The 11,947-nt window shown below is 55.9% G+C and carries 18 protein-coding genes; 16 read left to right on the top strand and 2 right to left on the bottom strand.

Features of this window, described 5'->3' with window-relative positions; genetic code table 11:
- The first annotated feature begins 1 nt into the window (after position 1).
- Entirely contained in the window at positions 2–229 is a 228-nt protein-coding gene (locus tag AN476_RS22510; protein ID WP_083464381.1) for a VOC family protein, read from the top strand.
- Positions 230–401: 172 nt separating this feature from the next.
- Positions 402–605, top strand: coding sequence for a hypothetical protein (locus AN476_RS17630; protein WP_054463077.1), 204 nt, complete (start codon positions 402–404; stop codon positions 603–605).
- Here AN476_RS17630 and AN476_RS17625 read toward each other — a convergent pair.
- A complete protein-coding gene (locus tag AN476_RS17625; RefSeq protein WP_054463075.1) occupies positions 602–859 on the bottom strand; it encodes a helix-turn-helix domain-containing protein in 258 nt (85 codons plus the stop codon). The genes AN476_RS17630 and AN476_RS17625 overlap by 4 nt on opposite strands.
- 112 nt (positions 860–971) lie before the next feature.
- On the bottom strand, positions 972–1,223 hold the full coding sequence (locus AN476_RS23415; protein WP_054463131.1) for a hypothetical protein: 252 nt from the start codon (positions 1,221–1,223) through the stop codon (positions 972–974).
- Between the two features lie 210 nt (positions 1,224–1,433).
- Here AN476_RS23415 and AN476_RS17615 point away from each other — a divergent pair, with 210 nt between their 5' ends.
- From AN476_RS17615 to AN476_RS17555, 14 genes are all read left to right on the top strand, one after another.
- A complete protein-coding gene (locus AN476_RS17615) occupies positions 1,434–1,781 on the top strand; it encodes a hypothetical protein (RefSeq protein WP_054463073.1) in 348 nt (115 codons plus the stop codon).
- Between the two features lie 43 nt (positions 1,782–1,824).
- Complete coding sequence (locus AN476_RS17610; protein WP_054463071.1) at positions 1,825–2,445, top strand: lytic transglycosylase domain-containing protein; 621 nt, start codon at positions 1,825–1,827, stop codon at positions 2,443–2,445.
- Positions 2,442–2,735, top strand: a complete 294-nt coding sequence (locus AN476_RS17605) for a TrbC/VirB2 family protein (RefSeq protein ID WP_054463068.1) — start codon at positions 2,442–2,444, stop codon at positions 2,733–2,735. The genes AN476_RS17610 and AN476_RS17605 overlap by 4 nt, the downstream gene beginning before the upstream one ends.
- Entirely contained in the window at positions 2,728–3,006 is a 279-nt protein-coding gene (locus AN476_RS17600; RefSeq protein ID WP_054463130.1) for a type IV secretion system protein VirB3, read from the top strand. Before AN476_RS17605 ends, AN476_RS17600 begins: the two co-directional genes overlap by 8 nt.
- On the top strand, positions 2,996–5,359 hold the full coding sequence (locus AN476_RS17595; protein ID WP_054463066.1) for a type IV secretion system protein B4: 2,364 nt from the start codon (positions 2,996–2,998) through the stop codon (positions 5,357–5,359). The genes AN476_RS17600 and AN476_RS17595 overlap by 11 nt, the downstream gene beginning before the upstream one ends.
- Positions 5,356–5,523: a hypothetical protein gene (locus AN476_RS23115; RefSeq protein ID WP_172684846.1), complete on the top strand. Its 168-nt coding sequence runs from the start codon at positions 5,356–5,358 to the stop codon at positions 5,521–5,523. Before AN476_RS17595 ends, AN476_RS23115 begins: the two co-directional genes overlap by 4 nt.
- A 19-nt stretch (positions 5,524–5,542) precedes the next feature.
- A complete protein-coding gene (locus AN476_RS17590; protein WP_172684848.1) occupies positions 5,543–6,667 on the top strand; it encodes a lytic transglycosylase domain-containing protein in 1,125 nt (374 codons plus the stop codon).
- Positions 6,667–7,482: a type IV secretion system protein gene (locus AN476_RS17585; protein ID WP_054463064.1), complete on the top strand. Its 816-nt coding sequence runs from the start codon at positions 6,667–6,669 to the stop codon at positions 7,480–7,482. Before AN476_RS17590 ends, AN476_RS17585 begins: the two co-directional genes overlap by 1 nt.
- Positions 7,483–7,492: 10 nt before the next feature.
- Positions 7,493–8,146, top strand: a complete 654-nt coding sequence (locus AN476_RS17580) for a virB8 family protein (protein ID WP_054463062.1) — start codon at positions 7,493–7,495, stop codon at positions 8,144–8,146.
- A gap of 101 nt (positions 8,147–8,247) precedes the next feature.
- Positions 8,248–8,943, top strand: coding sequence for a TrbG/VirB9 family P-type conjugative transfer protein (locus AN476_RS17575; protein WP_054463128.1), 696 nt, complete (start codon positions 8,248–8,250; stop codon positions 8,941–8,943).
- Positions 8,940–10,334: a TrbI/VirB10 family protein gene (locus AN476_RS17570; protein ID WP_054463061.1), complete on the top strand. Its 1,395-nt coding sequence runs from the start codon at positions 8,940–8,942 to the stop codon at positions 10,332–10,334. Before AN476_RS17575 ends, AN476_RS17570 begins: the two co-directional genes overlap by 4 nt.
- A gap of 4 nt (positions 10,335–10,338) precedes the next feature.
- Positions 10,339–11,325 (top strand): ATPase, T2SS/T4P/T4SS family, encoded by a 987-nt coding sequence (locus AN476_RS17565; RefSeq protein ID WP_054463059.1) that lies wholly within the window; start codon positions 10,339–10,341, stop codon positions 11,323–11,325.
- Complete coding sequence (locus tag AN476_RS17560; protein WP_054463057.1) at positions 11,322–11,525, top strand: hypothetical protein; 204 nt, start codon at positions 11,322–11,324, stop codon at positions 11,523–11,525. Before AN476_RS17565 ends, AN476_RS17560 begins: the two co-directional genes overlap by 4 nt.
- The gene (locus AN476_RS17555; RefSeq protein WP_054463055.1) at positions 11,522–11,935 is read left to right on the top strand and encodes a hypothetical protein; all 414 of its coding nucleotides are present in this window, start codon (positions 11,522–11,524) and stop codon (positions 11,933–11,935) included. Before AN476_RS17560 ends, AN476_RS17555 begins: the two co-directional genes overlap by 4 nt.
- Positions 11,936–11,947 lie beyond the last annotated feature (12 nt).

Below are 11,947 nucleotides of genomic sequence, written 5' to 3'. Positions count from 1 at the left end.
CATGCAGCATCTTGCCCTCGTGGCGATTGTGGTGCCCGACTATGATGCGGGCATTGCATTCTATGTGGGTAAGCTGGGCTTTGACTTGCTAGAAGACACCGACTTGGGCCACGGAAAACGCTGGGTGCGGGTCGGGCCAAAGGGTGCGCAGACGGACCTTGTAAGTAATGCCCAGACCAAGCTCAATGACCCCCATCGCTTCTATTTAAAGTCGAGTTGGTTTCGCTGAAGACAGCGGCGTAAAGTCGTATTAGGAAACGAGCTTCTTGAGCGTCAAATGACTGCGCTTGATACTTCCTAAATTTTAAGAACCGGGACGCTGAACGATCACAAAGACTACTTGGGGCGCAATATCCAGCCCGTGCAGAGTTGCACTCCTAAAACTAACGAGGAAAAATTTGATGGGCGATAAATCGAACAAACACCGAGGGGAAGGGATAGCAATTTCGAAGATCGTGAATACAGAATCCAATCGCACAGTTGGCTGGGTTTATGAATGGGAAAACGGTGATGTAACAAACTTGTGGCTCACCGACAAACCAAAGGATTTTGAATTTCGGTCGGTATCACCGGAGCCCAAGCAGTCAGATGAGAAAGAATACTAGAGCCTGTGGTTGGAGTCGGTAGCCATCTCTGCAACGGCCAGTAAATCGCTTGCTCCTACATTGATTGCTCTCGCAAGCACGACCATTTCAACTACATCAATCCGTCGTTGACCGCTTTCCAATCGAGCGATGAGAGATTGGTGGCATTTTAGCCTTTTTGCCAAGTCCGCCTGCGTCAAGCCAGCCTCTTTCCTCGCTGCGATCAATGCTTCGCGCAACGCTTCATGTCCTGAGCTTCTGATAGTTTTTGCCACGCGTCACAAACCTCTTGTGGCGTGGCTAATCTAGAATATAGATTATCTAAAATTCAGATAATTCGAGCCCTGGGCTTCAGTACTAGTGTCTGTGTCCATGTTTGGAGAATAATCAGTGCGAAGCATCGTCCAAGAAGAGTTGATACTGTTGGCTGACTTCGCGCGCCTCTTGGAACGCACGCGCGCGTTCCTTATCCAAACAACGGAAATAGTCCTGAATGCCTTGAATATAGACCTCGAAGTCTTGCCGAATGATATCCGCGTATTCCCTCATTGCCAGGGAATCGTTCGGCACAAACGGCCGTACCGGCGCAAGGCACGTTTCGGCCTCTGCGCACTCAACAGATGCAAGAATCAAGAGCAAAACCCACGCGAAGGTAGAACCGCACAACCGGAGGTTTCTCAAACCGCATATTTTCTTGAATATACTCACTACGCATGCCTAATGGGTGCGCAACTAAACTACAGCCGCAACACATAAATATATCTTGTGGTTGTTAATATACTATCGTATCTCTGGGCTTCAAGTAGGAATGCCTAGGGTTACGCCTTTTTAGAAAGCGTGAGCCGGGCCATGAACTGGAAAGTACAAGCACCAAATGTGGTCACGGAAGCGAGATTCCGCGAACTCGTGGAGGACGGCTATAACGCCGAAATCCTCTGCCAAGAGTCCGCGCATAAGAAAGGCCCCAGCTACTATGGGGTCTGGATCATGCGGGCTGTTTCGGATGATGGAATGGAAAAGCTCTTGGTCACCGCTCGGAACACAACAAGCGACATCAAGATCCGCGAATTCAAAACGATCACCGGCGTCGTCTCCTTCTTCATTGGGATCGGTTTCCCTCACGCCGATGTGCCGCTTTTTGAAGGCCATCGCACCTCGCACAAGCTTGCAGCGCCCGTCAAAGGTAGCAGCGACTAGCCTACTCTTCATTTGGCTGCTTGCGCCACCTGCGGCAGCCCAAATGGTTCTGGTCATGGAGAGCGATGGCTCGCTCACCGCCACACACTCCCAAAACAGCTTTGCTCGGAACTACAACGACGGCGTAGGCCAAGGCTCGGCGGCCGATGCGCTCGCGATATTTGACGAGCCTGATGTTGTTGCAGCAACAGAAGAAATCCGCATAGCCGCCATCGCGCCACGTGCTCCCCTGCCCCGTGCGGACGTTCTTTCAGCGATTGAGGCCACAGCGCAACGTTACGGTAGCCATCCCGGTTTGCGCCGCGCGGGACTTTCGGTTTCAGACTGGCTCGTACTCTTCCGCGCCAACATCGAAATTGAAAGCGCCTATCGGCAAAGTGCCGTTTCTAGTGCAGGGGCCATTGGCCTTGGGCAGTTGATGCCAGCAACAGCCCACGATCTTGGTGTCGATCCGCGTGATCCGCTGCAGAACCTCGATGGTTCCGCCCGCTATCTTGCAATGATGCTGGAGCTATTTGGCGATCCGCGTCTTGCCTTGGCGGCCTACAACGCCGGCCCCGACGCTGTGCACCAATATGGCGGCATACCCCCTTACCGAGAAACCCAAAATCATGTGGCCCGCGTCATGGCGGTGGTCGCTCGACTGGAAGGAACAAACCCATGAGACATTTTACATCCCTGTTCACGGCATCATTGGCGCTGTTCTTACTGATCGCAGACCCTGCCCTTGCGCAAAGCATCGACCTTTCCCCAATTCAAAGTCTGCTACAGGGCATCGTCGATGCTCTGACCGGCCCACTTGGCGTCGTGATCGCCACGCTGGCCGTCTTAGGTGTGTTCCTCAGCTGGTTCTTCAACATCATCGATCTGCGCCAAGCACTCTGGGTCCTCGTCGGCATCGCCGGCGTCGCCGCCGCTCCTACCATCGTTGCCGCGGTCTTTGCCGGTGGCTGAGCGTTCGCCCCTCTTCCTCGGCCTTGTGCGCCCGCCGAAGCTACTGGGCCTGCCCATCATGTATGCCATGGCCTGGCTCTTTGGCTCGGTGCTGCTGTTCGTCTGGGTCCAGCACATCGTGATCCTTGGGGTTGCGATCGTGCTCTATCCCGTCCTTTGGAAAGCCGCCGATTGGGATCCGCGATTCATCGACGTGATGATGACGGCGCTGCAAGAAACACCGCCCACCCGAAACCGGCAAGTTCATGTTGGGGACAGCTATGCCCCGTGATGAAACGCTTGATCCTCGCACTTTGACGCCGGACTGGTACGCCCGGGAAACGCGCCTCGCGCATATGCTGCCCTATGTCAGTTTGGTCGATGATCAATCGGTGCGCACGCGGGTGAACGAAATGTTACAATGCATCCGCCTCGATGGGGTCAACAGTTACACAACCGATGATGCCTACCTCGACAAGTTCACGGCCCTGTTTGCTCGGATCGTTGCGCAGCTAGGTCCAGAATTCAGCTATTATGTGCACAAGGTCTCAAAGGCGATTGCGCCGGAGCTTGAACCCGTGCGCGCCGAGAGCTTTGCAGGCGAAGTGGATCGCCAGTGGCGCGAGAAGCTAGCGACTAGCGGGCTGCGCGACAAAACACTGACTCTTACAGTCATGCACCGTCCGCCGTCCAAGAGCTTTCTTCCATTTCTCAATCGCAGCGCACCTGAGCGCTTCAAAGAAGAAACACAAAAACGCCTTCGACGGCTGAACGAGGCCGTGAATGTCTTCGCGTCAGGACTGGCTGATCTCGAACCGCGCGTGCTGTCGGCGAAGTCTGGCGAGCTAGTTGGGTTCCTTGGGGCGTTGAATACGGGCCAAGAGCTGCCACTCTATCCAGCGAGCACCTACGGTTTCCTGTCGTTCAACGTGGCCAACACCCGCGTGACATTCCTTGAGGATCATTTTGAGCTTTCAGAAGGCGTCGTAGGTCACCGCTTTGGCAAAAGCTTCGCCATCGGCGAATACTCCGAGGCCACATCCTGCACGATGTTCGACATGCTCAACCTGCCGGTCGACATGATCGTCACCCATTCTTTTACCCCTATCAATTCCAACCTGATGGCAGGTCGCATCAAGCGCCAGAAACGACAGATGCAGGCCTCGCAAGATGCCGCTCTATCCCTGATGGAAGCGCTCGACATCGCCGCCGATGATCTGGAAGCAAAACGCCAGAGTTTCGGCGAGCACCACATGGTCGTAACGATCTTCTGCGACACGCTTGATGAACTGCAGACCCTGAGCGCAGAAATCGTCAATGCTGCCGCTGCCGAAGGTGTGAAGATGATAGGCGAGCGTGTAGCCGCGAAAGCCCATTATCTCAGCCAGCATCCCGGCAATCAGCCAAAGCGCGTTCGTGCCAGCGCCATCACCAACCGCAACTTTGCAGATTTCGCAGCGTTTCACCGGACGCAGCTTGGCAAGAACGCCAGTGAGGTCCCGTGGGGCAAAGTGATCACCATGCTGCCAACGCCCGAGCAAAGTGCCTATCGGTTCTCTTATCACGAGCAGGGTAATCCCGATAAAGAACCTACCAGTGGCCACACTCTGATCATGGGTCGGCCTGGATCGGGCAAATCCGTGCTTTCGGCCTTTCTCATGACCCAAGCCCGTCGAGCAGGCGCGCGGATCTTCGTCTTTGATTACCGCCTTGGTATGGAGATGGCGGTCCGCGCCAACGGGGGAAGCTATGCAGCATTGAAGGCTGGACAGGCTACTGGACTTAATCCGCTTTGGACCGAGGTGGATGATCGTGGCACAGCTTGGTTGTCTGACTGGCTGGCCACCCTGCTCTACCGCGCGGACAAGCCGCTGACGCCAGTTCAAACCAATCGCCTTCAAGAAGCCGTGCGCCAGAACGCGAACGCCACGGATCCAGTGTTGCGTAATTGGAAAGACTTTGCCTCGCTCTTTGTCTCCACTGATGATGGTGGCGAATTGCACCAGCGCCTGCTCGAGTGGACCAGCGATGGTCGCTATGGCTGGATATTTGGCCAGTCCTTGGAAGACACGTTTTCTCTCGAAGGTGATGTCGTAGGGTTTGATTTAACCGGCATTCTCGATTCCGAGTCCGAGAAAGAACGAATGGCAGTCTTGAGCTATCTGTTCCGCCGCGTTGAGCGTGAGATCGAAGACCGCCGCCCCACCATCATTGTTATTGATGAAGCCTGGAAAGCCCTCGACAACGCGTATTTCGCAGAACGACTGTCCAACTGGCTGGTGACGGCACGCAAGCAAAACACCGTCGCGGTAATGATGACGCAATATGCCAGTCAGCTCGAGCGCACCCGCACTGGCAAGACCATCGTTGAAGCTGTTCCTACTCAAATTCTGCTGCCCAACATCCGTGCTCATGCGTCTGACTACGCGATGCTCAATCTCGACGAGAAAGAGCTCGACGTGCTGCTGAACACAGGCAGCAATTCAAGGCTGGCGCTTATTCGCGACGATCAAGGATCCATCGTTGTCGACGCCGATCTCAGCGCACTCGGTCCCAACCTCACTATTCTCGGCGGCATGGAGAAGGGTGAAGCGCTTGTTGGCGCTGATTACCGCGACCGATCTGATTTCTGGAGACTGCTATGAAACGCATTTTGATCCTTCTCACCGCACTCAGCGTCCTCGCCTCCTGTGCACAATACCAAGAGCAGCAAGCCAATTGCTTCACATTCCTTGCAGCAGTTGCACCAGTTGAGCCCGATTGCACCTTCACGCCTCTTGGAACTTTGGAGAGTGACATTGAAGTCTAGGCTCGCTCATATCCTATTGATGTTGCTGCTGCCCGGCCTCGCCTTCGCTCAAGGCGTGCCAACGGTCGATAACGGTCTGACCGCACGCGACATCATGGAAACCGGTGATCGTGAAGTCGACCTTGCAACTCAAGCCGACAAGCTATCCGTGCGCGAATTCATTGCCGAGATCGAGCGCGAGCAATTGGAAACGCTGCAACGGATCCTTGATGCGCAATCAAGCTTTGGAGGCCATAGCCTGCTCGCGATGGTGTCCGATTTTGAATCTGGCAATGGTGATACTGCCCGGTCGGTAGAGGCGGTCTTTGGCTCAAGCGAGATTGATCCCAATCCCGCTGGGACACAGATGTTTGGCGATGCGGCCCAGAATATCGAACAACTAATTATCCGCGTCGCTCAAGAAACCAGCGGCTTTGCAGGCGTAGGGCGTGCCGGACTCTCTCCCGTCCAGTGGCGCGCCCTTCTGCAAGCGCTGATTTGGCAGGAAAGCCGCTTCACGATTGGTGCGCGTTCTCCCGTTGGCGCATTTGGCCTGACCCAAATTATGCCAGGCACCGCGAGCGATCTTGGCATCAATCCAGAGTACTATGACAGCCCCTATTTGCAGGTGCATGGCGGTGCGCGGTACTTGGCCACGCAGCTCAACACTTTTGACGGCAATGTCATCAACGCCCTGGCCGCCTACAATGCAGGGCCGGGCCGCGTATTTGAATACAGCGGCGTGCCGCCGTTCCGAGAGACGCAGCACTACGTCACTGTCATCCCCGAACGCTACAATCTTTATCTCAGCCGAATTGGAGGTATCGAAGCCTTGGGAACAATCGATCCATCCTTTCTGGCCAATGCCAATCTTTCGATCACCGGGCATGGCGCTGCGTTTTACGGAAACAACTCCCCTGCCGCGATCCATCAAGCCGCCTTGCGCGTGCGCGATATTGTCGAGCGCATCTCTGAGACAGAGGATGTGCAAGAAAGCGTCGCGCTCAACACCTATGCGCGTGCCGAGCTTGTGCGTTTGGTCGCAGCTCGCGTTCGATTGCAGGCAGCAAGAACGCGCGTCTTGAGTGCGGAAGAACTGGCCCAAGCTTCTGCGCGCATGGCTGCGGCGGACTTTATGGAATTCACAATCGAGGAGCTGGACTAATGCGAAAATCAAATTGGGCATTAAAGACTGCATTGGTTGGCTCATTAGCCGCAGGGCTCCAATTCGCGCACCCTGCCCCTGCCCTCGCCCAAGGTGTTCCCGTCGTCGACACCCAAAACATTGCCCAAAATATCCAGCAGCTACGGCAGATGATCGAAGACGAAATTCTGCAAAACGAACAACTGACCCAGCTCCGCGAACAGCTCGCCACACTCACGGACCAACTCGCGGAGCTGCAACGGACCTACGAAGCGCTCACCCGTCTCGCGGAATTGCCCGAAATCATCCGCACACAGATGGAGGATGAGCTCAACGGCCTGTTGGACCAAGAGTTCGGAGACATTATCGCGACCATCGAAGCCATTAAGAACGGGGATTTTTCTGGCCTGTCCGGGTCGGGCGCAGGTGAGATCGAAACCCAAATGGATCGCGTGTTGGCAGATCTTGGCTTTGACGACGACACTCTCTCGGAAATGGCCAGCAGCGGGAACGCAAGCGCCAACCGGATTGCGACACAAGCCACGACAGGAGCACTTGTCTCAGCCGCGGCCCAGAACAGCTATGAGGATGCGGGTCAATCGCTTGAGCGCGTGGATCGGCTGGTCGGCCTGATCGACGATATGGATGAGCTGAAGGAAAGCGTCGATCTCAACACGCGTGTGACCGCCGAACTTGCCATTGCCCTCGTGGCCATGTGGCAGCTTGAAGCGATCCAAACTGTGGGCGACGGCACGGGCGGCGTGATCGACGCTGCCACCATCGCCGAAGAACAGCGTTTCATGGATTTCACCTTGCCTGATCTGAATGCAGACTGAGGTTTGATCCGTGGCGAGTGAACAAGAGATTATCGAAGAAGAGCTGGTCTACGGGGCCCTGCGTCGTGAGCGGACATGGCAACGGCTTGGCCTGATCGGTCTGATCTTCGGCATCCTTGGATGCTTGAGCGCGGCTGCGGTGGCGATACTCGATGTCGATCCACCACCTGTTGTCGTACCCTACGATCCCGCGACGGGCTTCGCATTGCCTGAGGCGTCCGTCGGTGCAACCACCGTCACGGAAAACCAAGCCATCATCGAGGCAGAGGTCTTCCGCTACATTAGTGACCGCGAGGTCTACAACCAACTCGACAATGATGTGCGTGTGCGCAGCGTCTTGCGTCGATCAGACGGCGCAGCCGAAGCGTCATTGCGCCAGATCTGGAACAGTGCCAATGCCGACTACCCGCCTACGCTTTATGGCACGAGTGGACGCTTAGATGTCGAGGTCTTGAGTATCAACCGGATCGGCATCAATCGCGCCACCGTACGGCTACGCAAACGCCTCAACTCGATCAATGGCGTTCAGACAGGCCTCTTCACAGCCACGCTGCTGTTCGAGTTCCGCCCTGAAGCCAGCCGATCCATCGATCAGGTTTGGACAAATCCCTTCGGCTTCACCGTGTTGGAATACTCCATCCGCTCCGACAGATTGGAGAACTAATGCGTTTCTGGAATTCATTACAAAATAACTCGTCGTCAATGTCCCGAGAGCGCGCGGCGCGGCAGGGTATTGGCGACACTACTCATTCCGGCAACGCATATTTGTCCCGAGTTTTTCAAATTGCACTCGTCTTGGCGCTGCTGCCCTCGTTCGTTCTTGCAGAGGCTATTCCAAGGCGTGGGCCCAATGACAGCCGTGTGCGCGTTGCCACCTACCAAGAGGCTCAAGTCTATCGGCTAAGCCTCTCTCTGACACATGTCACAACGATAGAATTCGGCGAAGGCGAAAGCATCCGTTCAATCATTGCAGGCGATACCGAAGGGTTTGAGATCGATGGCGTTCCTGGCGGGCAGGCCTTTGCGATCAAACCCCTTGCGCGCGGCGTTCATACCAATGTCACAGTCTATACCAACCGCCGCAGTTACTACTTCAACGTCCAGGAAGTTCAGAGTCCCACCTTCTATGTGGTGCAATTCCGCTATCCTGATGACGAAGCCCGACCGACACGCGCTATCGCCCAGCAAGCACCCAACTATAATTACGGAGCCAGCGCACAAGAAGAATTCACCCCGACACGCGTATGGGATGATGGGACATTCACCTATTTCCAGTTCTCTAGAAACGCACCCGTTCCAGCGATCTTTCGATATTCAAACGGTCGCGAGAGGACAGTGAACACCCAAGCCACTGAGAACGGCGTGATCCGTGCTTCTGGGGTCAACGCAGAATGGGTGCTGCGGCTTGGTGAAGAAGTGGTTTGTGTTCAGGCGACACCCCCAGCGGGAGCGTCGTCATGAGCGACACAGGCAATGTTGATCTTGAAAAGCGCCTTGCGGCCCTCGAACAAGGTGGCAATCGAAGCGCGTCCGCAAAGCCTCGGCGATCGCCGCTCTTGGCTATTGTAGTGGTTTTTCTGGTCGGTGCCGGCGGTACTGCGCTCTACATGATGTCTGGCTCAGAGGTCGAAGAAGCCCTGCCGACCGCCACTCCAGATGAGTTTCAGAACGAAGGCGACGGCTTTGGGGCAATTGAAGCCATACCTCCGCCCCCTGCCCCTGAAACCCAGATCGTCGTGGCTCCGGCGCCGCCCTCCGAGCCAAATGCTGAGCTCCTCGCACAACTGGCCGCTCTTCAGGCCCAGATCGAAGAATTACGCAACGCGCCAGAACCTGTTGTCGGAGAAGATACTGCGGCCGCGGACGCCATTGACGGGCTGACTGCACAGATTGCGGCGTTACAGACCGCCTCTGAGGCCGCGCAACAGCAGTTCCAAGATGAGCTGGCCGCGCGCGACCGAGAGCTTGAGCAAATCCGTATGGATCTTGAACTGGCGCAATTGGAAGCCAATCGACCAACACCCGCACCTATTCCAATAGGACCCACTGACGATGAGCTACGTGCCCGAGAGGAAGAACGGCTTCGGCGTGAAGAAGAGGCGCGGCGGATGGCTGAACTTGAACGCCGCGCAGCAGAGGAGCGCGCGTTCCAGGATCGCCGCATCACATCCCCGACAATTGCATTTGGCGGCACGTCCGGAGCGAATGAAACGGCGTTGACCGAGAGGACCTTTGGGGACGTCACCGACTTTGTTCTGAATGGGGCGCTGCCAACGTCGGTCACACAATCACAAGTCATCGCCAATCCATCCAATACGATCATCCAAGGCACAATGATCCAAGCCGTTATGGAAACCGCCCTCGATAGCTCCCTGCCCGGTCAAACCCGCGCCGTTGTGTCTGAGGACGTGTTTAGCTTTGACGGATCGCGCCTTCTCATCCCGCGTGGCTCGCGCCTCATTGGGCGCTATCGCTCTAGCGTCGATATCGCCCAGCAACGGGTCACCATTGCTTGGGACCGCATCATCCTTCCGGACAACCAGACCGTCCAGATCAGCTCCTTTGGCGGCGACGAGTTGGGTCGGTCTGGCGTGACTGGTTTTGTAGATACGCGGTTCGCCGAGCGCTTTGGCTCCGCCGCTCTGATTTCGTTGATCTCTGCAGCACCGAGCGCGGCGGCAGCCTCGGTGGAAGATGAGTCGACAGCTGACGTGCTCGAAGACGTTGGAGATGATCTGGCCGATGCGACCGACAGCGTGATCAGCGATTACCTCTCCATCGGTCCTGTTATCTACGTCGATCAAGGCGCGCGTGTCACCGTCATGGTCGACCGCGATCTGGAGATTTTTTGATCCCATGTCGCTCAGTTATCTTCAAACCTCACTGGATAAGCTTGATGCCGCCGCACGCGACGATGTCATCGAGATTTGTATCAATCCAGATGGAACCTGTTGGGGTGAATTCCAAGGTGATCATTTTATGCGTCTGCTGGATCAGTCGCTGACTGAAACTGAGGTGAAAGACCTCGGCAATCAGATCGCTTCCAGCGCCAACACCACAATGAGCAAGGACAGGCCCATCGTGTCTGTTTCGATTGGCTACAAAGACCGCCCGATCCGCGCGCAGGTCATCACGCCACCTGCGGTCCTGTCCGCCATGTCGATCAGCTTAAGGTTCTTCTCAAGTCTTCCACTCGAGAACATCGAGCTATCGTTTCTGTTTGGCAAGGAACGCAAACTCGAAGAGCTTCGGCAGGAAAAAACCAAACAATTGCGCGAAGTGGTGGCATCAGGCGTTATCGATGATGCTCTGGCCTTCTGTGTCGAGAACAAGCTCAACATGGTCGTCTCAGGTGGCACTTCGACGGGCAAGACGGTTGCGGCGCGCAAAATCCTGTCTCATGTCCCTGCCGAAGAACGGATCATCACGATTGAAGAAGCCGCGGAGCTGCTGCCCGACCAGCCGAATGCAGTAACGCTCATTGCAAATCGCGATGCTGAGTTCCAGACCGCAGACGTGTTACTCACGGCAACCCTGCGCATGAGGCCTGATCGGATCATCCTTGGCGAAGTCCGCGGCAAGGAGGCCATGACGTTTCTGGAAGCGATCAACACGGGCCATGGCGGCTCGATGACGACGCTGCACGCCGAGACGCCGCAGCTTGCCGTGCAGCGATTGGCAATCGCCGCTCTCAAAACAGAAATCCCCATGACCTATGCTGACATGGTTCGCTACATCGAGAATTCTATCGACGTCATCATCCAGGCCGGACGCCACGACGGTGCGCGCGGCATCACTGAATTCTACCTCCCCGGGATGGAACAGACTGGAGAAACCGCATGATAACCTATGAATACGAGATCCTCTCCTTTCCGATGGACCGTAAGAACAGCCTGATCGAGATGCAGGCCGCGTTGAATGCAAAGGGCCAGATTGGGTGGGAGGTTGTCTCAATCAGCTCGTCGGAGTTTGCCAATATCGGGCATACCGCGTTTCTCAAACGTGAAACCTCGGAAACTGCCGATGCTCCAGGCACGCAATGAAGCGTACTTCCGCAAATTTCCTTTTGATCGCAGTCAGCTTGGGACTGATTGCGTCACCTCTCTTAGCGGAGCGCAATCTCATCCCCAGTCTCGAAAGTGTCCCCGATGTTTGCCCCGAACGTCCGAGCGAGCCCGATTGGATGCAAAACATCGCGCTGCGAGACGCCTACCAGCGTGTCTTGGTCCAGGACATCTATCGGGCACAGAACATGGAGCGGATCGTCGAGACAGGGTCGTGCGATTGTGCTGTCCGCTTCCCTGCGTGGGATAACGCAGAAGACACATTCCGAGAAAACCACGCCAATGCGGGACGGTCAGAAATGCTGCAAACGTCAGACAGCTACAACCGCGAGGCCAATGAACTTCGACCAGAGGCTAAAGCGATCTGTGATGCAGCGGGTAATTGGTAGAGAGACCCTGAA

Source organism: Phaeobacter sp. 11ANDIMAR09, from assembly GCF_001294455.1.
Lineage (GTDB): Bacteria > Pseudomonadota > Alphaproteobacteria > Rhodobacterales > Rhodobacteraceae > Pseudophaeobacter.
The sequence above is the reverse complement of the archived record's forward strand: the minus strand, read 5'-3'. Positions and strand labels throughout refer to the sequence as shown.

Bases quoted from the DNA above. Each gene is read 5' to 3' on its own strand.
- AN476_RS22510 (WP_083464381.1), top strand. From the start codon at position 2: ATGCAGCATCTTGCCCTCGTGGCGATTGTGGTGCCCGACTATGATGCG.
- AN476_RS17630 (WP_054463077.1), top strand. From the start codon at position 402: ATGGGCGATAAATCGAACAAACACCGAGGGGAAGGGATAGCAATTTCG.
- AN476_RS17615 (WP_054463073.1), top strand. From the start codon at position 1,434: ATGAACTGGAAAGTACAAGCACCAAATGTGGTCACGGAAGCGAGATTC.
- AN476_RS17610 (WP_054463071.1), top strand. From the start codon at position 1,825: ATGGTTCTGGTCATGGAGAGCGATGGCTCGCTCACCGCCACACACTCC.
- AN476_RS17605 (WP_054463068.1), top strand. From the start codon at position 2,442: ATGAGACATTTTACATCCCTGTTCACGGCATCATTGGCGCTGTTCTTA.
- AN476_RS17595 (WP_054463066.1), top strand. From the start codon at position 2,996: ATGCCCCGTGATGAAACGCTTGATCCTCGCACTTTGACGCCGGACTGG.
- AN476_RS23115 (WP_172684846.1), top strand. From the start codon at position 5,356: ATGAAACGCATTTTGATCCTTCTCACCGCACTCAGCGTCCTCGCCTCC.
- AN476_RS17590 (WP_172684848.1), top strand. From the start codon at position 5,543: ATGTTGCTGCTGCCCGGCCTCGCCTTCGCTCAAGGCGTGCCAACGGTC.
- AN476_RS17585 (WP_054463064.1), top strand. From the start codon at position 6,667: ATGCGAAAATCAAATTGGGCATTAAAGACTGCATTGGTTGGCTCATTA.
- AN476_RS17570 (WP_054463061.1), top strand. From the start codon at position 8,940: ATGAGCGACACAGGCAATGTTGATCTTGAAAAGCGCCTTGCGGCCCTC.
- AN476_RS17565 (WP_054463059.1), top strand. From the start codon at position 10,339: ATGTCGCTCAGTTATCTTCAAACCTCACTGGATAAGCTTGATGCCGCC.
- AN476_RS17560 (WP_054463057.1), top strand. From the start codon at position 11,322: ATGATAACCTATGAATACGAGATCCTCTCCTTTCCGATGGACCGTAAG.
- AN476_RS17555 (WP_054463055.1), top strand. From the start codon at position 11,522: ATGAAGCGTACTTCCGCAAATTTCCTTTTGATCGCAGTCAGCTTGGGA.